We start from the raw sequence: 21,508 nt of genomic DNA, 5'->3' as shown, positions 1-21,508 counted from the left end.
GGCTCCTGCCCTCTTCGTTCTCGTCCTGTTTGACGTAGGGATATCTAACGATTTGTTTGCGGTGCTTCCCACTCTTCCCGAAGGAGTCCCATGCGAATGGAGTCATAATAGACTCCATCGTAGTACCGGCACTTGCGAAGACGCGCTTCCATCGTCATCCCGAGCTTCTCCCCGACTCGTATCATCCGATGGTTGCCGGACCACGTGGTAAATCCCACTCGAACGAGCGGCATCGTTTCAAACAGATGCCCGATCCACAGCTTCAGGGCTCTTGTCCCGTACCCTCCACTCCAATAGGCGGGTTCAAACAACAGAATGCCCATTTCCAGCCACCAGGAAGGCTTATGCTCCCAATAATAGCTCACAAAGCCGACCACGAGTCCGCTTACCTCAATCACCCACAAGCTCTCTCGTCCGGGAGCATTGGCGGGATCGGCCAAGAAGTCCTCATAGGTCGTTTGAACGTGTTCGTAATACGGCGCATCCCACTTTTTCCATTCCGGTGCAGCTTGGGCGTCCGTCATCTCCCATACTCTGCGCAGGTCCCGCTTCTCTACGGGGCGAATAATCAGTTCTTCATCACGAATCATGCGAAAGAAACCCTCTCTCCTAGCAAACAGTTGATGGGTTTACTCTAGCACTCCATGCCCGCATCAGCCTAGAGAATGATTGAATGAATCGGATTTTTCCTTCCCTGTATAGGACCGATCTTCCTGACCTATGCTGCTCCCCGTCCATTCGGAGCGTCCTTCCAGGAAGAGACAGACCGTTGGAAACAGCTTCGGCTTGCCGGTCGAGAATCGCCCGCCCGGGGCTCCATGATGATGAATGAGCAGCTCGCAGATGATGCGAACACTCTTGGTTCCGCTGCGCAAGTAATTCAGCACCGGTTCTTGCAGGGTAACGGGCAGATCGAACGGAACCGGCGTGGAATCGCTCGGCTCATTTTCCGAAACGGAGGCTGCAGAAGCCAGCGGTTGGGGCAAGCCGGGGAAGGTTGCTCCAAACAAATCATCCATCACAAGCGGCCCGTTTGTCATTCGTTCTTCGACCGGTCGTTCCTTATGGTCCCTCTTCTTCTGCTCCACTTGCTGGCGCCGTAAGAACAGGATCTGGCGGTCCAGAAGCGGAAGCTCCAGCTGGACTTGTCGTTCTATCTCCGGCGGCATGGGAGAAGACAGCAGGCTCGGATCGAAGCTCCAGCCCTTCTCCAGCTTAAGCAGGATTTCATCCAGCTCGTAATCGATGGCCTCGAACCCCTTCAGGATATCCGCTACCACCTTGGCATCGATGCCGGTATGCTCCATCAAGTGATCGATCCCGAAATACCGGGTGATGCCGCTCGTTTTGTGCCGGACCTCATGCCGATAGCGAAGGGCGCGGCCGCACTCGCAGCGAAGCTCGGGGGTTACCTGTCCCCCGTCGACGAATCCCGCATACACCCATTCATCCAGCATCTGCTCCAGGTCTTCGGGATCGGTGTCCTCCGGAATCTGGTACCCCTTCGCCCGAGCCAAGCTGTTGGCAAACCGTGTCCGACGTCCTCGGGTCAGCATGGACTGTAAATAGCTCTGCTGATCCCCCGTCAATGCAGCCAGGCGCTCATCCCTCTCCTGAACAGACAACCTGTCCCCCGGCTCCAGCCTTCCCTGCCTCCAATTCAACGGCTTGTCCTCCTCGTAATCGGACCAGGCCAAGCTTCTGGCCTTTGCCTTCGTAAACCCTAGATCTGCTTGAAATTCCGCTTCAGCAAGAATTCGAGCTTTATGGATGAATTCCCTTCTCTGTATGCTGCTGCGCGGGTGTTCGTGGATATTACTGGAATTCTCTATTTCTTGGCTTGATTATGAATGGTATGATTTATGAAATGAACGTTATGCTTATCCTCTGCTAGGAGTGATATCGTTGAGGATAAAAAAACGATTACTCCTCTTAATCGCGGGACTTACCCTGCTTCTTGTGAGCGGCAATTCTTATCTTGTATGGCACCTCGCCACGCAGGAGAAGCTTGATTATGAAATTTCGATTACGATGTACAGGAGCAATCAACCGAGAGTTCAGCCACAACTTTTTGACGTCTTTCCTTCGGATACGAGGCTGCTTAAAGATAAGAAATCCGTTGCAGATGTCATGGACACATTGAAATGGAAGGATGGGGGAGTCCCTGCTGAACTTCCACCCATTGATCAAATAGCAGATATCTATTTGTACAAATTCGACTTTTTCAAGAATAAGGAGTGGATACAGGAAGCGAGGCTATCTTACCTGGTCATTCGGCAAAAGCGTTCGAATACGTACTTCATTAAGCAATTTAACTACGACGGCTCCTATGATTACATCGGTTTCGACTCCTCCATCCACTATAAGGAGCTCATTGATCGAGTTGGATGGGACAATTGGAGGAAGGTCGGACCGAACATCTACATGGCGATCTACACAGACAAAGACGAGACTTATTAATGGAGGATTAATCAGAAGTGGTGTTTTGTACAATAAGGAAACAGAAACGAGAATAAGACGGGAACAGTGCTTGGGGGGGAGCCCTAGCATTGTTCCCGTCTTTTCGTTGGATGGACCGTTCTCTTCTCGCGCGTTACCCACGCCGCTGGCGAACGGACTCGTAGAGCAAAATCCCTGCCGCCATGGCAGCGTTGAGCGACTCTGCCTGGCCCGGCATCGGGATGGACAGCTCATGCGGCACACTGGCGCGCACCTCGGGAGAGACGCCGCGGCCTTCGTTGCCGATGACGAACCACACCGGGCCAGTGAAGTCGGCATCGTAGCAGGTGAGGCCGGAGGCCATGCCGGTGCGGTAGACCGCGGCCCCCCGCTGCACCGCCTCTGCGAGCAGCGGCACGAGCTCGCCCTCGACCACCGGCAGGTGAAACAGCGAGCCCATCGTCGAGCGCACGGTCTTCGGCGCGTATGGGTCGGCTGATCCTTTGCCGATGATGACCCCGGCGGCTCCGGCAGCATCCGCCGTGCGGATGATCGTGCCCACGTTGCCGGGGTCCTGAAGAGCGTCGAGGGCGACGACTACGCCGTTTGGACGGGCAAACAGCGCGTCCAGGGTCACCGCAGGCTTCTCGGCAATTGCGACGACGCCCTGCGGGGTATCCGTTTCCGAGCATTTCGCCAGCACGGGGGCGCTGACCGCGACCTGCTCAATGCCGGGGGCTTCCTCAAGAAGCGGCTGGAGCTCGCGGGCCAGTCCCTTCTCGATGTCGAATAGCACGGTCAGGATGGGGGCCCCGGCCAGGAGCGCTTCCTGCACCAGATGGACGCCCTCCAGGAGGTAGCGTCCTTGCTTGTCGCGGCCTTTCTTGGCGGTCAGCTCGCTCCATTCCTTCACGCGAGCATTTTGAACTGAGGTTATGGTGATCAAGGGCTTCACTCCGAATAGCTTTTTTCCAAGCGGCCGAGATCGTCATTGTGGCCGACGACAACGAGAATGTCGGTTTCCTTGATGAGATCGTTTGCCCCTGGGGTAATGTTCATTTTTCCATCGACGGACTTGATGGCCATGACGTTGCAGCCGTACTCCGCCCGAATGTCGAGCTGGTTGAGGCTCTTGCCGATGAGGAGCGGCGTCGCGCGGATTTCGACGATGCTGTATTGGTCGGACAGCTCGATGAAGTCAAGAATGTTGGGCGAGATGAGCGCATGCGCAAGCCGCTGTCCCATATCGCGCTCCGGGAAGATGACCTTGTCCGCTCCGATCTTGCGCAGCACCTTGCCATGCAGCTCGTTCTGAGCCTTGACGATCAGCATCTTGACCCCGAGTTCCTTCAAGATAAGCGTCGTCAGAATGCTCGCCTGGATATCCTGTCCGATCGCGACCACCACAACGTCAAAATTTCGAATGCCGATCGCACGAAGGGCATCCTCCTCAGTGGGGTCGGCCTGTACGGCATGAGTAACCCATTGGCTGATCGCCTGAATCCGGCTCTCGTCCGCATCGACCGCAAGCACCTCATAGCCGAGCTGGGTGAGCGACAAGGCAACGCTGGAGCCGAACCGCCCGATGCCGATGATGGCGAATTGCTTTTTCAAAGAAAACCGTCCTCCCTCACGTCCCTGCCTGATTCCCATACATTATAGCACATGTTCGAACCCCCGCCTTGAGCCGGATGGAAAAGGCTTGCTTCGGGAAGGATACAAGGGAGCCCTGGATCAACCGCATCCTTTTTAGAAGGAAATGAGCATAACGGAGGGAACCGTCAACATGAACATCACATTGCGCCAAGCGATCGTCATGCGCGTCAAAGGCAAGTCCGAGGAAGAGCTGCGCGAGGTCATCACAGAGTCGGTGGATGGGGAGGAGAAAGCCTTACCCGGCCTCGGTGTCTTGTTCGAGAACATATGGAAGAACAGCGATGCTGCGCTGCAAACCCACATGATTGAGAATTTGGAAAAGAGTCTGGAGTAGCGCGCGAAACTCCCAAGTGAAAGGAGCCAGGCAGATGCCGGGCTCCTTTTTGATATAGCTTCCTGACCTAAGCCTTTCTTCGCATGGGAACGGCTTTGCGCGCTTTCTCGCGGCTTACGCTGCGGAGCTCCTTCGATTTCCCGGCCTCTCCTCGTTTCGGGGCTGCCTTGCGCTCCTCGAGCTTTTTGCCTGTCGATCGGCGAGCGGCAATCCATTCGCGGGAGTCGTCCGGCTTTTTCCGTTTGGGCCTCAGCTTGCCGTAAGCCATCGCGTAGCGGCGGACTCGACGGTACACGCTTTTATCCGGGTGGTGCTTGAAGATAAAGCTGGCGGGAGAAGTATTCGTCTCAATGATCCACGGCATCAAGCTGCGATCGAGCGCCACATCGAGCCCGATTTCGCGAATTCCGGGAAAATGACGCTCCAGCTGCCTGGCAACGGCGAGCCCGAGGCTTTCCAGCTTGTGCACCAGCCGCTTCGTTTGCCCCGGTGTCTGGTAGCCCTTCATCACCGCTTCGATCGTCTTCAAACGTCCTCCGTTGTGCACGTTCGTTACGATCTTGCCCGGCTCCGCCACCCGGCAGAGGATGCCCGTCACTTCCCACTCTCCATGCGGATTGTGCTGGATCATGACCCGAGTATCGAACGGCCTTCCCTGATAGGTCAACAGCTTAATGCCCTTCTGCACCAAGTACTCTCGACCAGCCGCCACCTTGCGAATGGCCCGGTACAGCTCCTCACGAGAGTCGAAGCTGCGTTTGATGAAGCCCTCCTGGCAACGGTAGCGCTTCGCGCCTGACTCCGTTCGTTCTACCTTCATCACACCTTTGCCGTGCATACCAGACACCGGTTTGACGAACACCGTCCGGTATTCCCTCAGCATCGAAGCCAACGATTCAGGCGTCATTTTTTCCATAGGAAGGAGATGGGGCCGGATGCGCTCATTCTCCTTCAGCGCCGATGTTTTCTTCCATTTGCTCGCCACATACCTCTGCACGTTCCTCCACTTCCTTTTCTGGAATGAGCGGCCCGGGCCATCCATACAGCACGGCGAGGCGCTCGGCGGTGTGAAGCCAGCTGAATCTCTCTTCAGCGGTTCTTCGCGCCGCATGACCGAGAACGGCGGCCGTCTCCGACGAACGCGCCAGTTGGACCAGTGTACTGGAAAAGGCTCGCGGGTTGCGATATTCCTTTACCACAAGCCCGTTCACCCCATGGACCAGAATCTCGGGGATGCCCCCGATGGCAGAGGCCACGCATGGAAGACCCGTGGCCATCGCTTCGACGTTCACGAGACCGAATGCCTCATGCAGCTGGGAGGGGCAGACGAAGCAGTCCGCGAGCCAATAGGCATGGTGCATCCTCGTGTGAGGAAGCTTGCCGAGGAACTTCACGGGAACTCGCTTCTTCCGGGCCAATTCACGGACTTCCTTCCCATAGCCGCTCGCGCCGTTGCTGCCGGCGATCACCAGCACCGCCTCCGGCACCGACCGCCGCATAAACTGAACGGCATGGACGAGGAGCTTCAAGCCTTTTCGGGGGATCACCCGGCCCGCAAACAACACCGCGTAGGCGGCGGGCTCCAGTCCGTGAATCCGGCGAAGCTCCGCCCTTTCCTCCGGAAGCGGCGGCCGAAAGCGATCGAAATCGACGCCGAGGTGAACCGTCCTTAGCTTTGGCTTGATCGTGGGAAAGCGCGCTGCGAGCCTTGAATGGAGCGACAGGCTGTTGGCGAGGACGAGATCCGCCTGGCCCAAGCGAGCCGCCGTCACCTTGCCAACCGGTGTATAGGTCAGGGATTGCAGGAAAACCGACACCGGCGTGCCGGGGAAGGCGCGCCGGACCAGAGGAAGATACGCGGGGCGGTTGTCGATCTGAATGCGGTCGAACTTCTCCCCCGCGAAATGCCTCAACACGGCTTGAATGTAGGAAGCCCCAGGGGAAACCCGAACGCGTACGAAGCGGAGGCGTCCTTCCTCTTGCACGGAAGCCAACCCGGGAAACTGCCGGCTTGCCACGACGACATCATGCCCTTCCCGCAGCAGCCGAGCCACGGCGCTCATGCAAATTTCAACGGAGCCTCCTCCGGTTGGCGGAACCGGGATCGGTCCTGGGGCGATCATCAGGATGCGCATCTCCTGTCCTCCTTCCAGGCGGATGGGGAGCGGACGTAATCCGTCTCATTACTGCCATTGTATGATCGCGGGAAGGTCCCCGGTAGGGCGAACGGGAAAGGCATCCGTCTAAAGCCATTGACTATTCAAAGAGAGGACCGATCGTGCTTTCCCAGTGTAACCTCCAGAAGCAGGACGTCCAACGACTTGCCCTGTTGGCGCAGGTCATCCACGGATGCATCAACGCGGATGCGCCCTCCATCCAGCAACAGAACACGGTCGAACAGGTTCTCGAAGTCTTCCAAAAAATGAGTAGCGATGAGGAATGTCTCCTCTCCCGTGAGGCGAGCCGCCATGTCCTTCAGAAAGGAGGAGCGGGTGATTTTGTCCATGCCGAGAAAAGGCTCATCCATCACAACATGAGAGGTTCGTTTGGCAAGACCTGCCGCCAGCTCAACCTTAGCGCGTTGGCCCTTGGACAGCGAACCGATGCGCTGATCACCATCCACCTGAAAGAACGTCAGCATCCACTCCCAGTAATGCCAATCGAAGCGAGGATAAAAGGCTGCGAGGAACTCCGCATAGCGGTACCCGGTCATGCGGGGAAAGGCACTGCCTTCCTCGGAAATAAACGCGAGCGACTCGTATTGTCGGGTCACCGGTTTCCCGTCAACGGTCACCGTACCGTCCGCCAGCTCCCCGATCCCGCTGATCGCCTTAAGGAGCGTCGTCTTGCCGCTCCCGTTCCGACCGAGCACGCCGACGATCTCGCCGGTCCGGATGGTCAGGCGGTCGACGCCTAAAACGACATGATGCCCGACCTCCTTAATCAAACCGTTGACCTCAATCATGGTCCCACCTCCTCATTCCGGGGAAAAAAGCTCGCGTTCATCAACGTCCGGTAGCGCTCCACACGGTACGAAAATCCTCCGCCTGAGTACGCTGACGGGTCCGGAAGCTCCAGCAGATCATCGTTCAAGTCCGTAATCAGCGCCCCTTGGTAAAGCCGTTTTCCTTCCTGATAGACATTTATTCGAATGGAGGAAGGCAGCGCAAGGGAGTCCTCCCGCTGTTGATCGGCAGAATGCAGAATGTTCAGAGAACGAATCGTATACAGCTTTCCGTTCTGATAGCTCATAGCCGTTGCATCCCCGTAACCGAGTCGTGATTCACGCGTGTTCGGATCATCAACCGTCACACGATGGGCAAGGCGAAACTCCGAATCGAAGGTGAAGCTGAGCACTTCCTCTGCCCATCCTTCCCTGTTTTCCTCAAAAGAGCGGGGAAAGCCAAGGGTGAGTGAGTTCGCCCGATTGTCTGCATACGCTCGATACCCTTCTTGAACCTGAGTGGTCACAGGCGCTTTGGACGGTTCCGATTCGTCGCTTCCCCCGATTCGGATGTCAGGCAGGGTGACCGTCCCCGTTTGTTCACCGCTCCCTGCGTCATAGCAGCGCAGGGTCAGTCCTTCCCGCCCGTACAGAATCACAATCAGGTTCCCGCGAACGACCTCCAGACCCAGCACGTCAACAGCCTTAGCCGGATCAACCGAAGCCGGAACGAGCGGCCACGAGACCCGCTTGCGAATGGGAGCCCCGTCGGAGTCCTTCGCCTGACCGAAGAGGTCCTCCTTTCCGATCTCATAAATGGTCGCCTCTCCCCCTGCCTCTCGAGTGACCGGCTCGACAAAATAAAGCTTGTCGCCGTCTCCAGCAAGTCCGTATTCAAGGGGGTTGGCGAACGAACGGCTCTCGCTCCCATCGGATTTTTTCACAGGGCGCGTAATGGCTGGAATGGAGGCGCTTCGACCGGTTTGATCAGGGGCCGACATGCTCCTTGCCACAATGCGATAAGGCCCGACATCCCCCACCTCATATTCCAGATCGTCCCCAAGCCCGATCCGCTTCCGGCCCCCGTACGAATAGCGGTAGGCTCGTTCCGCCTTCGGCTGACGAAGCAAGGTCGTCCTGTTCTCCACCTGTCCCCCCGCCACGCGAAAGCTCGTGCGATGAACCGCATCGGCGATTTCTCCTTGAAGCACAACATCGGAGAGGACGCTGGGATTCCCCGATAGGGTTTCGAGGAGAACGACGGCCTCCTCTTTTTGCCGAAAGACATCCAACGCCATGATTCCGGGAACAGCAAGTGAAACCAACAAAGCCGGTATCGCAGTATGGCGAAGCAGCCTCTGCGTCCATGGGCTCTTCCTCATCCTAACTCCCCCTCTAGGCAATAGCCCCTCTTTGATAGAACCGAATTCCCCGCCAGATAAACCAGATCGTCAATGCCAGCAAGAAGAGGCTGCTTCCGAGCAGAGACCGCCCGCTCAGCTCCCACACGCGGTCGGATTCGCTCAGCCGATAGGCGAGCACGCGCAAGATCGTGATGGCTCCCACTGTCAGGGGAAGTGCTCCCCATCCCTTGCGGCTGCGCTCGCAAAGGACCGCGTACAGGATACCCGAGGTTACGGCTAGCAGTATCGCCGCGTTCGAGAGCAGTCGGGTGGGATCGTGTGGCAGTAGGAACCGCAAGAAATCCCCTCGCAGGAAGGCGAGAAAAAGACCGTTGTTCATCGGATGCTCGACGCCAATGGCTTGCAGCTTGTCGAGGCTGTACGCATAGCCGAGCCGGATGCCGATCAGCTCGGCCGAGTAGACCGCGAGAAGGCTGGTTAGAAGGGCGAGCAGCTTGCTTGCGTAGAGCATCTCTCTCGGAGCCGGCAGAGTGAGAGAGGTATAGATGCTCTTCCCACGCCAATAGGCGCTGTAAAAGACGAGCAGGAAGGATAGCAGGGTCAGCACAAGGAGTGATCCGTAGAGCGCAGCACTCCCCGAAGCATCAAAAAGATCTTCATAGCGGGGAACAGGTCGACTCCCCTGATTCTTCAGTTCCAGTCGGAGCAGGAGGAGCGGGCCTCCCATCGCGATCGCAGCAAGGAGAAGCGTGATTCCCCGCAGCTGACCAAATTCGTGAGCGAACAGGCGATAGAAAGTCTTCATGATTTCACCTCACTGTATGATTCGAATAATACAAGTTACCCGCAAGAGCTTTAGTCCCACACCTCGCTGATGAGTTGAATCACCCGTTGGAATGGGAGCTGAATCTCCTTGGCGGATGCGACAAAGTCCTTCACCAGTCCTTCGGTCAGCTCGGCGCGGATGCGCTCCAGCCCCTCCTCATCCACATGAATCTCGCTCCCCAAGGTGCTGTTCGTTCGCACATAGCCTTCCTCCTCCATCAGCTTGAAGGCCTTCTGCACCGTGTTAGGGTTAATCCCAAGCTGTGCTGAGATTTCCCGGCGAGACGGCAGCCGCTCTCCCGACGTTACCCTCCCGAGCAGAATCTGCCTCTTCACAAAGGCCGCTGCCTGCAGGTAGACCGGCTCCCGGGTGTTCAGTTTCAATTCGTGAAAGGACAACAAGCCGCTCATCCCCTTTTCTTTTCAACTGTATTATGTCCATAGTACAACGAGTCCGTCAACCATTCATTTTTGTACTTGCCCTTATCCAGGTACAAAAAAACAGCGCCTTACGGCGCTGTCTCCAGAAATTTCACGTCCGGCAGCTTTTCCATGGCCGTCCGCAAAGCATATTCGTTCTCGAACAATGCCACGAGGTTGTCTTTCTTGTCCTTCACCAGCGTGGAGTTGATGCGGAATTTGGACGGGTCGATGTCGTCTCCGACCAGCCAGCGGGCGAATTGATAGTTCATGCGCTGCAGCTGCACCTCTACGCCGTATTCCCCGCGCATCCGGTACTCGAAGACTTCAAATTGCAGCTGCCCGACGACGCCCAGGATGATGTCGTCGAAGCTTACCGTGCGGAACACCTGAATGGTACCCTCCTCGGTTAGCTGCTCGATGCCCTTCTGATATTGCTTGTGCTTGAGCGCATTCTTGACCGTGACCTTGCTGAACAGCTCGGGTGAGAAGGTGGGCAGCTCATTGAAATGGACTTCCGGGCCTTGGCACAGCGTATCTCCGATGCGGAAGATGCCCGGATCGAACAGCCCGATGATATCGCCCGGATAAGCATACTCGACGATATCCCGGTCTTGGGCGAGGAACTGCTGCGGCTGTGACAGCTTGATATCCTTGCCGACGCGCACATGCTTCACGGACATGCCCCGCTCGAACTTGCCCGAGACAATACGCAGGAACGCTACACGGTCGCGGTGGGCCGGGTTCATGTTCGCCTGGATCTTGAAAATGTACCCGCGGAAGGCGTCATCCATCGGGTCCACGGAGGCTCCGCCCTCGACGGTCCGGGGAGCCGGAGTCGGAGCAAGCTCCAGGAAATTCTCGAGGAAGGTCTTGACCCCGAAGTTGTTGATGGCACTTCCGAAGAAGACCGGGGTCAGCTCGCCGCGATTCACCCGATCCAGATCGAAGGGATCGCCGGCAACGTCGAGCAGCTCAAGGTCTTCGCACAGCTTGCCGTACAGATACTCGCCCGCAATCTCCTTCACGAGCGGATCCTCGTAGCCTTCCACCGACCGAACGTCGACGTTCACATGCTCGCCGCCGCCGCCCTGGAACAACTCCAGCCGGGTCTTCACGCGGTCGTAGACCCCGCTGAACTGCTTGCCCGAGCCGATCGGCCAGTTCATTGGGTGCGAACGGATGCCGAGCACCTCTTCCAGCTCCTCCAGAAGCTCAAACGGGTCGCGGCCTTCGCGGTCCATCTTGTTGATGAAGGTGAAGATCGGGATGCCGCGCTTGCTGCACACCTGGAACAGCTTCTTCGTCTGCGCCTCGACCCCTTTGGCGGAGTCGATGATCATGACCGCGCAGTCGGCGGCCGTCAGCGTCCGGTAGGTGTCCTCACTGAAGTCCTGGTGACCCGGGGTGTCCAGAATGTTGACCCGGCAGTCGTTGTAATCGAACTGCAGGACGCTGGAGGTCACGGAAATCCCCCGCTGCTTCTCGATCTCCATCCAGTCGGACGTGGCATGACGGCTCGCCTTGCGGCCTTTGACCGTTCCGGCTTCCCGGATCGCTCCTCCGAAGAGCAGGAGCTTTTCCGTCAGCGTCGTTTTGCCGGCGTCAGGGTGAGAGATGATGGCGAAGGTGCGGCGCTTGCCGACCTCGCGTAGCATTTCTTTATTGGAAGAACTCATTGTCGTCGTAAAATCCTTTCGCTTTAGAAAATACACACCCGCTTATTATACCTTTTTCCCTTCCCGCTTCCAACCGGGCATTTCACAGACCTGGAAAGTTTTCTGCGCTTTGATTCGACTTCCCCGCAGAAGGCTCCACTATTCGCTTTATCCCCCGATCAGTTTGGCGATGAAGAAGGCGACCGCTGCGGCCGCTCCTCCGACAAGGGTAGTGGAGATCGCACTCCTCACAGCGTTCGTCCCCATGAACTTGCCCTTTCCAAACCCGAAGACGAACAGGGCGATGAGGGTGAAGATGATCGACAGCGTGAGTGCCGTCTGCATCTCGTCGATCAGGATGTAAGGCGACAACGGAATCAGGCCTCCGACCACATAGGACAAGCCGATGGTGATCGAGCTGTTGCGCGCCCGCTTCGGCTCCGGCTTTTCCAGCCCGAGCTCATGGCGCATCATGAACGCCGTCCAGCGGTCCGGGTCCGAACAGATCCGGTCCGTCGCCTGCTCCAGCACCTCTCCTTCGAGTCCCCACTCCCGCAGCACATCCTCCACCTCTTGCCGTTCCCGGTCCGGCAGATGGATGATTTCCCAGCGCTCCCGTGCTTCCTCGGAGTCGTAATGCTCCTCCTCCGTCTTGGCGGCAAGGTAGCCGCCGAGTCCCATCGCGATACAGCCGGCTGCGATCTCGGCAAGTCCGGCCACCACCACAGTCCACGTGTGGGACAGCGCTCCGGACAAGCCTGCGGCGAGGGCAAACGGGACGGTCAAGCCGTCCGACATCCCGATGACAATGTCGCGCACCGTCTCGGAGGCGGTAAAATGCTCCTCCTTATGCTCCAGATGAGCGGACTCCGTGCTTGCCGGCTCGGAATCCGTCTGCTTCGAATGCCGTGGTTCATCCATGCGATACCCCTCCTTGGTCTGGTTCTCTCTATAGACTCCAGGATGCTCACGAACCGCTGCCGTCAGCGGTTCCTCGTGTCTTTTTCCAAGCGTGCACCCGATCCTGCCCCCTGTCAAGTGCTTCTTTCCATTCCCGCGTTGCTCGCTTATAATGGGGAGAATTGTCCATTCATCCGTTCCATCCAGGAGGCTTATACACCTTGTCCACCCCATCGTTATACACCAAGAGTTCCTTTGTCGCCCTCATCGCCACCCTCTGCTGCCTCTTGTGGGGGAGCGCGTTCCCCACCGTCAAGATTGGCTATGACTGGTTTCACATCGCAGCCGCCGACGTTCCCTCCAAGTTGGTCTTTGCGGGCTATCGATTTGCACTCGCCGGCTTGGCGCTGCTTCTCGTCGCACGCTTTCTCGGTAAATCTGTGCTTCGCCTCGCTCCAAAAGACTGGGCGGCACTCGGCGGACTCGGTCTCGCCCAGACGGGGCTGCAATACGTGTTCTTCTATATCGGCATCGCCCACACGACCGGCGTTAAGGGGTCGATCATGAATGCGACGACCACCTTTTTCAGTGTGCTGCTCGCCCACTTCCTCTACCGCAACGACCGGTTGAACGGCGGCAAGCTTGCCGGGTGCCTGCTCGGCTTCGCAGGCGTTGTGCTCGTCAACCTGCACAACGGGCTGGACTTCTCCTTTCACCTGAACGGCGAAGGCTTCGTCGTGATCGCGGCGCTCATCTTCTCCGTAACCTCCATTGCCGGCAAGCGGTTGAGCGGTCGGCTCGACGTCATGGTCATCACCGGATACAGCTTGTTCATCGGCGGGCTCGCACTCATGTTGACCGGCTGGCTCGGCGGCGGGCAAGTCACCGCCTTTACATCAAAAAGCTCACTGCTTCTCGCCTACCTTGCTTTTCTCTCGTCTGTCGCTTTCTGCTTATGGAACCTGCTGCTTAAGTACAACAAGGTGGGGCAAGTGTCGATCTACAACTTCCTGATTCCGATCTTCGGCTCGCTGCTCTCGGCCCTCCTGCTGGGCGAAGAAGTGATGGAGTGGAAGAACCTGGCGGCCCTTCTCCTGGTATCCTCGGGAATTGCGCTCGTCTATCTCAAGAAACCGGAACAGACCCCAAGGTCTGAGATCGGATGAAGCTCCAAGCGAACATGAGCTGCATGCGCAGCTTGCAAAAAGGTCGAGCACGGAAGGAATTCCTTCCGTGCTCGACCTTTTGTCTATCCGATTCAGTTGCCGAAGAGGAACGCCCGGGCCGGAGCAGCCTCGATGCCGGTCAGCTTCAGCGGGGCGATCACCAGGAAGTAGCTGCCGCCCGGCACGTCCTTCAGCCGAAGCCCTTCCACAACCTGTACGTTCTTCGCAAGCAGCGTCCGATGCGTACCGTAGTTCGGCTGAGCGCGCTCGATGCCGAGTCCGTCCGTCCCCACGCCCTTCACGCCAATCTCACTCAGGTAGACGGCACCGTCTTCCTTCAAGTAGATGAACTCAAAGTCGAATTCCTCCGACAGGGAGTTACGCGTCTTAAACAACAGCCATTCGCCCGGTTGAATCGCGAACGGCTCCAGATCGGCGCGGCTGATGCCGTCCTGCACGCCGGTCAAATCAAGGACGCGGGCCGGACCGACGAGCGATTCCAGCGGAATCGACTCGATGGTCGCACCTTCCGCGATCATGTGCAGAGGCGCGTCGATGTGCGTTCCCGTATGGGCATCGAGCGCGATGCGGGTTTCATGCGCCTTGCCGGTCACATGATCGGACATGGTGGTGAACGCCGGACGCTTCTCGTCCTTGTTCTTGTACACCTGCATATCAGCTTGGATCGTCATCGAGATATCGTAAATCTTCATGCGGGTACCGCCTCCTGTCTGTCGATGGTCTATTGGGGATCAGGTAGGCGAAGCCGCCACCCAAATCACGTCGCTTTCCTCCTGGCCGCTCACCGGCCACCAGTGGAAGCCGTCCTCTGCGAGCAGCTTGCTTGCCGCATCCGGTCCCCAGGAACCGGCGGCATACGGCTGCAGCTCGCCCTGCCCCTGAGACCAGGCGGCGGCAATGCTATCGACGAACTGCCAGGCGAGCGCCACTTCATCCCAGCGGGTGAAGTGGGTGGAATCGCCGCGGGCCGCGTCATAGATCAGCCGCTCATAGGCTTCGGGAGTGTTGATCCCGACCTGGCAGCTTTGGCAGAAGTCCATGGCGATCGGAATGACCGTGCCTTCCGAACCCGGCTGCATGGCATTGATCTTGAGGTAGATCCCTTCCAGCGGAGAGACCCGGAAGACGAGCAGGTTCGGCTTCAGCTCCTGGTTCTTGGCCAGGTAGACATTGTCGGGAATCTTCTTGAATTCCACGACGACCTCCGTCGTCTTTGCGGGCAGCCGCTTGCCGGTCCGCACATAGAACGGAACGCCCGCCCACCGGAAGTTGTCCACGAACAGCTTGGCGGCAAAGTAGGTTTCCGTCGTCGACTCCGGATTCACCTTGTCCTCCGTCCGATAAGCCTTCTTGACGGCACCCTTCATCGCGCCCTCGCCGTATTGCCCGCGCACGACGCGCTCGGCCACTTCCTCATTCCGGCCAAAGCCGCGCAGAGCACGCAGAACCTTGACCTTCTCATCCCGAATATCCTCGGGGAGCAAGCGTCCCGGCGGCTCCATGGCGATCATCGTCACCATCTGCAGCATGTGGTTTTGCCCCATGTCGCGCAGGGCGCCGGAGTGGTCGTAATAGCCGCCGCGGTCCTCGACTCCGACCGTTTCACTAAGGGTGATCTGGATGTTCGCGATGTGCTTGTTGTTCCACATCGGCTCGAACATCGCGTTCGCGAAGCGGATCACGTTGATGTTCTGAACCATTTCCTTCCCAAGGTAATGGTCGATCCGGAAGATCTCCTCCTCGTGGAAGACGTGCCGGATCTCTTCGTTCAGCTCCGTAGCGGATGGCAGGTCGAAGCCGAACGGCTTCTCGATGATGAGGCGGTGATAGCCCGGGCTGTCGAGCAAGCCGCCGGCCTGCAGGTTGCGGGCAACACTGCCGAACAGATTTGGCGCCAGCGCCAAATAGAATAACCGATTGCCGGCGATATCGAATTTCTTCTCCAGCTCTTGCGTCAGCTCGTTCAGGCGGCTGTAGCCGGCCGTGTCGGTCGTGTCGAGGGAGAGGTACTCAAAATGCTCGGCAAACCGAATCCAGTCCGGATCGGTCTCCTCTGCCTTGTAGCGGGCGAACTCGCGGATCGATTGGAAGACATCCTGGCGGAATTCCCGCTCCGTCTTAGGACGACGGGCCACGCCCACGACCGCAAACTTGTCCGAGAGCTTCCCTTCGCGGTAGAGGCTGTAGATGGCGGGGAAAAGTTTGCGGCTCGCAAGATCCCCGGTCGCACCGAACAATAAGAAGACGGCCCCATCGGACCGGACGGTTTCATTCTTAACCTCGCTCATGTTCATCATCCTTCTTTATGTAAGAGTGGAATGTCCGTTGTCCTATCCAGTTTAGCACACGAAAGCGGGGAGTGCCACGCGAGTGGCGGGTTCAGGAGTGGACCCGTGGAATCATCATCTTGTGGAGGCCTTCGGGTTCACCCCGGACCGCATCCACAGGCACAGCATAAGCCAGGCGCAGCCGACCGCATAACCCCCTGCGACATCACTTGCAAAATGGACGCCCAGGTACACGCGGCTCCAGCCAATCAGGAGAATCCAAAGGACGGTGATGACCGGTATCGCATAGACCCAGCGGCCTTCTCGTCGGAACTTCCGCCACAACAGATAACCCAACATTCCGTACAACGCCGCCGAGCTCATGGCATGGCCGCTCGGGAAGCTGTAGCCGCTCGCTTCCACGAGATGCTCGACCGAGGGTCGCTCACGGTGGTAAGCCGCCTTCAACACCGTATTCAGCACCCAGACGCCTCCCAGGTAGAGCATCAGAAAGCGGGATGCGCCAGCCTTTCCAGTGGAAAGCCTTAAATAGGCAGCCACGACCAAGCTGACAAGGAACTGAGGGGTGAAATCGCCGGCCCAGGTCAGCTTCTTGGCGAAGGCCAACAGGCCGGTGAAGCGAGGCGCCTGCACCCATTCTCGAATCGAGGTGTCGATTGGCTCGGTCCAGCCTTGGGTCATCGCAAGCCCGAGGGCCGCAAAGACGACCAAGAGGCCGATGACCCCTTTCATCGTTTCCACCATCCTTTTTCTTTCCGCATAAAGCCTTCCCCCGCTTCATCGGAATGGGTCTTCATCGTCTGTACAACGAGTTTATCCAGCCGAGCGACCTGGTACCCATAGTCGAAGATAGAGGACGCCACCAAGGCCAGGCGAAGGCGGACGGCGGATACACCGGACATCGCTGATTTCTCGCCCTCTCCATCCGCGGCTTGCTCGCTGGGGAAAGCCGAAAGCTGCAGCATCTTTTCCAAAAAGGCGCGGTTCTCCTCTTCGTCCATCGGAGCGTTCTCCGCATCCACCTTTAGTTTGTTCTCAAACTTGAGGAGGGTATGCTCGTGCTGTTTAATGAGACGCTCGACATGATGATCGAACCGATCATCGGTTCCCTTCGGCCGGTCGGAGGAAAAGTAATGCTCCTCCACACGATCCAGAATGTCAGCCCCGCGGACCAGGGTCGTGAGCATTTGCTTGAAGACAACCAACCGCCGGGAGCCGCTGTAGCTCGGTTTGCGAAGCTTCCGATGCTCCTCCTCGAACAGGTTGTACTTGTCCGACAGTCCCTTGATCTGCCCAAGCAGCTTCTTCTTCTCCTCCTGATAGACGGTTTCCTTGATCTCGTCGGAGATCAAGGTACGGAGAAGCAGCGACAGCCGTTCAAACACCTTATGAACCTGCTCGGTGTATTGCTTGTGAGGCTTGGGCGGCAGAAGCAGCAGGTTAACCAGGAAGGCGCACACGATCCCGATGCAGCTGAGAAGAAACCGATTTAGAGCAAAATCCAACTGACCCGAAGGAGCCTCCATCACCGCAATGACCGTGACCAGGGTAAGCCCGAGGGTGTCTTCCATTTTCATTTTAAGACAGAGCATGATGACCAGAATGACCACAAGGCCTACCGCAATCGGTGCATTTTGAAAAAAGTGCAGAGCCGCCACCGCAAGGAGCGCCCCCATCGTATTCGTCTGAATCTGCTCCCAAAAGTATCGCCAGGACCGATAAATGGACGGCTGCATCGCGAATACGGCGGCGATGGCCGCGATGACCGGCGGACTCAAATGGAGGAACGTGCTGGCGTACAGCGCCAAGGTTACCGCGACGCCGGTTTTGAGCACACGGGCTCCAAAGGTCATGCGTGTTTCCTCCTCTCGATTAGCTAGCCCATCCCCAGCTATTACCCATTCTTTCGAACCCGTTGACAAAAAGCAACCGGTTGGACTATTCTATATTTAGATAATTATCTAAATGATTAAACGTAGAACGGTTTAGAAAGGATGAAGCCATGAACGAGTCGTTCAAGGCGCTCTCAGACCCTACCCGCCGCCGGATCATCGACCTTTTGAAGGAGCGGGATCGAACAGCGGGTGAGCTTGCGCAGCATTTTGATATGTCGAAGCCCAGTCTCTCTCATCACCTGAATACCCTCAAGCATGCAGGGCTTATCCAGGATGAACGGGAGGGGCAATTTATCCGCTACACTCTGAATACGACCGTTCTGCAGGAGGTTCTCGGCTGGTTTCTGTCCATCACCGGCACCGGCACCGGCTCCTCTAAGAACAAGAACGAGGAGGACTCCCATTCATGAAGAAACTAAGTTGGTGGAGATGGCAGGACACCGCCATTCTGCTCATCGGGCTATGCTCGATCGGCTTTGCCGTTATCAACTATCAGCGGTTGCCCGATCAGCTTCCTATCCATTTCAACGTCCAAGGTGAAGCAGATCGCTTCGGCGACAAGCTGTCGAGCCTAGGACTGATCAGCGCGATCGCCCTGCTCCTGCCCTTTGCACTCCTCGCAACGAAATTCTTTGACCCGAAGCGTGCCAATTACGCGAAATTCGCTAGTGCCTATGCGAACATCCGCCTTATCCTGGCACTCGTGTTCAATTTCGTTCTCGTATCCACCGTTCTCTATGGACTTGGAACGCCGATCAAGACCACCCAATTCGCCTTGATCGCGGTCGGCTTGCTCTTCTTCGTCCTGGGAAATTTCATGCCGCAGATCAAGGACAATTACTTTGTCGGCATTCGAACACCCTGGACCTTGAATGACCCCGAGGTATGGAGAAAGACTCATCGGATTGGCGGCAAGCTGTGGATGCTTGCAGGTCTTATCGTGGTCCTTGGGTCGTTCCTGCCTCCCGCATGGAAGACTGCCGTTATCCTGGTCGCGTTTATTCCCCTGCTGATTGTACCTACGGTTTATTCTTACCTCATTTCCCCGAAAAAGAAGTAATCCTTCCCACTGCAAACGGGGCGTCTCGCGGCCACTATGGCCCGAGGCGCCCCGTTTGCCGTTCGGGTCGCGGACGAATCCTTCGCGAACCGTTCCGCCCTTTTCCCAAACGTTCTTATTCCACCAACCCATGCTTGATGGCGTAGATGGCCGCCTGCGTGCGGTCCTCGACCCCCAGCTTGGCCAGAACGTTCGTGACGTGGAATTTCACGGTCTTGATGCCGATGAACAGCTCATCCGCCACCTCTTGGTTGGACTTGCCGCTCGCAATCAGCTTCAAGACCTCCATCTCCCGCTCGGTGAGCTCTTCATGAGGAGCTGCCTCTACACGCGGTTGCCGGAATCGGTTCATCATCTTCGACGCGACCTGCGCTTCAATAATCGGACGTCCGCTCGCTGCGGCGCGAATTGCGTCGGCGATTTCAGTCGCACGCGACGTCTTGAGCAGGTAGCTGAAGGCGCCTGCTTCGATGACCGGGTACATCTTCTCATCATCCAGGTAGCTCGTCAGCACGATGACCTTGCAGTCCGGGCAGAGGTTCATCACCCGCCGGGTGGTCTCGATGCCATCCATCCCGTCCATGACGAGGTCCATCAGCACGACGTCCGGATGGTACTCCTGGACCAGACGAATGCCCTCCAGGCCGTTGCCCGCTTCCCCTACGACCTCAATGCCGTCCTCGGTGCTCAGCACCGCAGCGAGGCCGATGCGCACCATCTCGTGGTCATCCACGAGCAACACCTTGATGGAATCATGCGGTTCGCCTTCGTTATAATTGCCCAACGCTGTCTTCCTCCTTCGTCTCCAGTGTTAACGGAATGCGGATATCCAGTCGGGTTCCCCGGTCGGGGGCGGTCACGATGTGCAGGGAGCCCCCCAGCTCGCTCACCCGTTCCCGAATCGATACGAGTCCGTACGAAGCGTGCTTCACTTCATCCAGCTTAAACCCGACCCCGTTGTCCCGCACGACGAGCCGCACGCTGTCGGTGGCGGCAAGGCGAATTTCCAGATGGCTCGCCTTGGAGTGCCGCAGTGCATTGGAGAGCGTCTCCTGCACGATGCGGAAGAGATGATCCTCGATGCCCTTCTGAAGCTGCAGTTCTTCGTCCATCTCCAGGGTAATCTGCACCTGGACCTTCGCTTGCAGCTCATTGATGAGGTCGCGCAAGCCCTGCGCAAGCCGCTTGCCTTCCAGGTGGACAGGACGCAGATGCAGGAGCAGCGCTCTCATCTCCGACTGGGCGACCGAAGCCATCTCCTCGATCAGGTGAATCTGCCGCGTCGCCTTGTCGATGTCGCGGTCGATGATGCGGCCGACGGCTGTCGCCGTCATGGAGATGGCAAACAGTTGCTGGCTGACCGCGTCATGCAAGTCGCGGGCGAGACGCTGCCGCTCCTCCATGATGGCGGAATACCGAGCTTTTTCCGCCAACTGGGCGTTGTTGTTGGACAGCCGTTGGAGCGAGGAGACCTGCTCCTCCCACTTCTTGCCGATGCGGTTCAACTGCTCCCCAAGCCCGCCGATTTCATCCTCGCCAAGCGGCGGGACAGAGCGGGACAGGTTGCCCTTTTCCAAGGAGAGCATCACCTCGCTCAGCTGATCGATCCTCCGAGCTGTCCGCGCCCCGCTCCAATAGCCATAGGAGAGCGTGATGAGAAACACGGTGCCGATGATGGTCACGGCCACGCGGAGTCCTTTTTCCCAGGAGCCCGCCAGTATGTATCCCGATGTATACAAAAAATAAAACACAACGCCGCTAAGAAGAAAGCCGATCAGCACCGATTCGGCCAAGCTTCGCCAAACCATGCCGGTAAGTCGCTTGTTCATACGGCTTTCTTCCTCCCTTCGACGTCGTGTGATTAGACCACTTTAATGTTTACTTCTCCTACGAGATAAGAAGCGACGAGTTTCACCTTTGTGTCGGCTGAATCGTAATGAGGGGTCTGCCAGCTGATCTTGTTGCCGATGCCCTCCCGCTTCACTCCTCCCACATAGAGCGAGCCCGCCTGAACCGACCCTTCAATTGAGACGGCCATATCCTCGGGGAGGATAATGCTGAGGTTGCCGATCATTCCTTGAAGAATAATGGTGACTTCCTTTTCTTCCTGCAGAGCGAGCGAGAAGTCGAATCTCATCTCACCGACGGCATGCCAAACGCTCATGTTACGCAGCACCCAAGGCTCGCGGTCGTAGCGAATGCTGCCGACGAGGCTCTGCTTTTGCATGAAGGCTCCGTCCTGCTGGAGGTCCTTCGATTTTTTATAGAAAAGGCCCAGCGAAATCAGGACGATGCCGATAATCAACGCCAGCGGTCCACCCGCCACGAAAAAGGCTCCGGCGATGACGAGGAAGTATCCTTTTTTGCTGCTTCCTCCACCTCGGAGGACGTGAACACCATAGAGGATCATCAAGAGTCCCAACAGGTTCCAGAAGCCGACGAAGCGTTCGAGAATGATGAATGCCCCCGCCGCGATCAGGATGAGGTATGTGTTTTTGTTTCGATTGTTTCGGTTATCTTCCATCTCGCACCTCCTGC

General features: G+C 57.5%; 24 protein-coding genes. 5 read left to right on the top strand and 19 right to left on the bottom strand.

Annotation, left to right across the window (positions count from 1 at the left end; translation table 11 throughout):
• Positions 1–44: 44 nt before the first annotated feature.
• Both AAFN83_RS15440 and AAFN83_RS15435 read right to left on the bottom strand, forming a co-directional pair.
• Complete coding sequence (locus tag AAFN83_RS15440; RefSeq protein ID WP_347770898.1) at positions 45–590, bottom strand: GNAT family N-acetyltransferase; 546 nt, start codon at positions 588–590, stop codon at positions 45–47.
• 63 nt (positions 591–653) lie between these two features.
• Positions 654–1,664, bottom strand: coding sequence for a DUF3895 domain-containing protein (locus tag AAFN83_RS15435; protein ID WP_347770896.1), 1,011 nt, complete (start codon positions 1,662–1,664; stop codon positions 654–656).
• A gap of 241 nt (positions 1,665–1,905) precedes the next feature.
• Here AAFN83_RS15435 and AAFN83_RS15430 point away from each other — a divergent pair, with 241 nt between their 5' ends.
• Positions 1,906–2,460 carry a hypothetical protein gene (locus tag AAFN83_RS15430; RefSeq protein WP_347770894.1) on the top strand — a complete coding sequence of 185 codons (555 nt, stop codon included), beginning with the start codon at positions 1,906–1,908 and terminating at the stop codon, positions 2,458–2,460.
• A 133-nt stretch (positions 2,461–2,593) separates the two neighbouring features.
• Here AAFN83_RS15430 and AAFN83_RS15425 read toward each other — a convergent pair whose 3' ends face one another.
• Positions 2,594–3,394 (bottom strand): TrmH family RNA methyltransferase, encoded by an 801-nt coding sequence (locus AAFN83_RS15425; protein WP_481810513.1) that lies wholly within the window; start codon positions 3,392–3,394, stop codon positions 2,594–2,596.
• Positions 3,391–4,053 (bottom strand): potassium channel family protein, encoded by a 663-nt coding sequence (locus AAFN83_RS15420; RefSeq protein WP_347770890.1) that lies wholly within the window; start codon positions 4,051–4,053, stop codon positions 3,391–3,393. Before AAFN83_RS15420 ends, AAFN83_RS15425 begins: the two co-directional genes overlap by 4 nt.
• 172 nt (positions 4,054–4,225) lie before the next feature.
• Between AAFN83_RS15420 and sspI the strand changes: the two genes are divergently transcribed.
• Positions 4,226–4,429, top strand: a complete 204-nt coding sequence (gene sspI / locus AAFN83_RS15415; RefSeq protein ID WP_347770888.1) for a small acid-soluble spore protein SspI — start codon at positions 4,226–4,228, stop codon at positions 4,427–4,429.
• Positions 4,430–4,496: 67 nt separating this feature from the next.
• On the opposite strand, the gene AAFN83_RS15410 is transcribed toward sspI, so the two are convergent.
• The 8 genes from AAFN83_RS15410 to AAFN83_RS15375 all read right to left on the bottom strand — a co-directional run bounded on the left by AAFN83_RS15410 (position 4,497) and on the right by AAFN83_RS15375 (position 12,561).
• A complete protein-coding gene (locus tag AAFN83_RS15410; protein ID WP_347770886.1) occupies positions 4,497–5,426 on the bottom strand; it encodes a YheC/YheD family protein in 930 nt (309 codons plus the stop codon).
• Entirely contained in the window at positions 5,371–6,564 is a 1,194-nt protein-coding gene (locus tag AAFN83_RS15405) for a glycosyltransferase family 4 protein (RefSeq protein ID WP_347770884.1), read from the bottom strand. Before AAFN83_RS15405 ends, AAFN83_RS15410 begins: the two co-directional genes overlap by 56 nt.
• A gap of 125 nt (positions 6,565–6,689) precedes the next feature.
• A complete protein-coding gene (locus AAFN83_RS15400) occupies positions 6,690–7,394 on the bottom strand; it encodes an ATP-binding cassette domain-containing protein (protein ID WP_347770882.1) in 705 nt (234 codons plus the stop codon).
• Positions 7,391–8,755 carry a hypothetical protein gene (locus tag AAFN83_RS15395; protein WP_347770880.1) on the bottom strand — a complete coding sequence of 455 codons (1,365 nt, stop codon included), beginning with the start codon at positions 8,753–8,755 and terminating at the stop codon, positions 7,391–7,393. The genes AAFN83_RS15400 and AAFN83_RS15395 overlap by 4 nt, the downstream gene beginning before the upstream one ends.
• Positions 8,756–8,768: 13 nt before the next feature.
• Positions 8,769–9,542, bottom strand: coding sequence for a hypothetical protein (locus AAFN83_RS15390; RefSeq protein WP_347770878.1), 774 nt, complete (start codon positions 9,540–9,542; stop codon positions 8,769–8,771).
• 50 nt (positions 9,543–9,592) lie between these two features.
• A complete protein-coding gene (locus AAFN83_RS15385) occupies positions 9,593–9,973 on the bottom strand; it encodes a GntR family transcriptional regulator (RefSeq protein ID WP_347770876.1) in 381 nt (126 codons plus the stop codon).
• A 98-nt stretch (positions 9,974–10,071) separates the two neighbouring features.
• On the bottom strand, positions 10,072–11,661 hold the full coding sequence (locus AAFN83_RS15380) for a peptide chain release factor 3 (protein WP_347770874.1): 1,590 nt from the start codon (positions 11,659–11,661) through the stop codon (positions 10,072–10,074).
• A gap of 147 nt (positions 11,662–11,808) precedes the next feature.
• Positions 11,809–12,561: a VIT1/CCC1 transporter family protein gene (locus AAFN83_RS15375; protein ID WP_347770872.1), complete on the bottom strand. Its 753-nt coding sequence runs from the start codon at positions 12,559–12,561 to the stop codon at positions 11,809–11,811.
• Positions 12,562–12,761: 200 nt separating this feature from the next.
• On the opposite strand from AAFN83_RS15375, the gene AAFN83_RS15370 reads away from it, so the two are divergent.
• On the top strand, positions 12,762–13,706 hold the full coding sequence (locus AAFN83_RS15370; RefSeq protein WP_347770870.1) for a DMT family transporter: 945 nt from the start codon (positions 12,762–12,764) through the stop codon (positions 13,704–13,706).
• Positions 13,707–13,798: 92 nt separating this feature from the next.
• On the opposite strand, the gene AAFN83_RS15365 is transcribed toward AAFN83_RS15370, so the two are convergent.
• The 4 genes from AAFN83_RS15365 to AAFN83_RS15350 form a co-directional block, all read right to left on the bottom strand.
• A complete protein-coding gene (locus AAFN83_RS15365; RefSeq protein ID WP_347770868.1) occupies positions 13,799–14,419 on the bottom strand; it encodes a cyclase family protein in 621 nt (206 codons plus the stop codon).
• Positions 14,420–14,458: 39 nt separating this feature from the next.
• Positions 14,459–16,015 carry a glucose-6-phosphate dehydrogenase gene (zwf, locus tag AAFN83_RS15360; RefSeq protein WP_347770866.1) on the bottom strand — a complete coding sequence of 519 codons (1,557 nt, stop codon included), beginning with the start codon at positions 16,013–16,015 and terminating at the stop codon, positions 14,459–14,461.
• A gap of 114 nt (positions 16,016–16,129) precedes the next feature.
• Positions 16,130–16,747 carry a phosphatase PAP2 family protein gene (locus tag AAFN83_RS15355; RefSeq protein ID WP_347770864.1) on the bottom strand — a complete coding sequence of 206 codons (618 nt, stop codon included), beginning with the start codon at positions 16,745–16,747 and terminating at the stop codon, positions 16,130–16,132.
• A complete protein-coding gene (locus AAFN83_RS15350; RefSeq protein WP_347770862.1) occupies positions 16,744–17,868 on the bottom strand; it encodes an FUSC family protein in 1,125 nt (374 codons plus the stop codon). Before AAFN83_RS15350 ends, AAFN83_RS15355 begins: the two co-directional genes overlap by 4 nt.
• Before the next feature lie 149 nt (positions 17,869–18,017).
• On the opposite strand from AAFN83_RS15350, the gene AAFN83_RS15345 reads away from it, so the two are divergent.
• Both AAFN83_RS15345 and AAFN83_RS15340 read left to right on the top strand, forming a co-directional pair.
• Entirely contained in the window at positions 18,018–18,320 is a 303-nt protein-coding gene (locus AAFN83_RS15345) for an autorepressor SdpR family transcription factor (RefSeq protein WP_347770860.1), read from the top strand.
• Positions 18,317–18,970 (top strand): SdpI family protein, encoded by a 654-nt coding sequence (locus AAFN83_RS15340; protein WP_347770858.1) that lies wholly within the window; start codon positions 18,317–18,319, stop codon positions 18,968–18,970. Before AAFN83_RS15345 ends, AAFN83_RS15340 begins: the two co-directional genes overlap by 4 nt.
• Before the next feature lie 115 nt (positions 18,971–19,085).
• Here AAFN83_RS15340 and AAFN83_RS15335 read toward each other — a convergent pair whose 3' ends face one another.
• The 3 genes from AAFN83_RS15335 to liaF are packed head-to-tail and all read right to left on the bottom strand — an operon-like array spanning position 19,086 to position 21,494.
• On the bottom strand, positions 19,086–19,754 hold the full coding sequence (locus AAFN83_RS15335) for a response regulator (RefSeq protein WP_347770856.1): 669 nt from the start codon (positions 19,752–19,754) through the stop codon (positions 19,086–19,088).
• On the bottom strand, positions 19,741–20,799 hold the full coding sequence (locus tag AAFN83_RS15330; protein ID WP_347770854.1) for a HAMP domain-containing sensor histidine kinase: 1,059 nt from the start codon (positions 20,797–20,799) through the stop codon (positions 19,741–19,743). The genes AAFN83_RS15335 and AAFN83_RS15330 overlap by 14 nt, the downstream gene beginning before the upstream one ends.
• Positions 20,800–20,831: 32 nt before the next feature.
• Complete coding sequence (gene liaF, locus AAFN83_RS15325) at positions 20,832–21,494, bottom strand: cell wall-active antibiotics response protein LiaF (RefSeq protein WP_347770852.1); 663 nt, start codon at positions 21,492–21,494, stop codon at positions 20,832–20,834.
• Between the last annotated feature and the right edge of the window lie 14 nt (positions 21,495–21,508).

It is taken from the genome of Gorillibacterium sp. CAU 1737, assembly GCF_039888655.1.
Classification (GTDB): domain Bacteria; phylum Bacillota; class Bacilli; order Paenibacillales; family NBRC-103111; genus Gorillibacterium.
The sequence above is the reverse complement of the archived record's forward strand: the minus strand, read 5'-3'. Positions and strand labels throughout refer to the sequence as shown.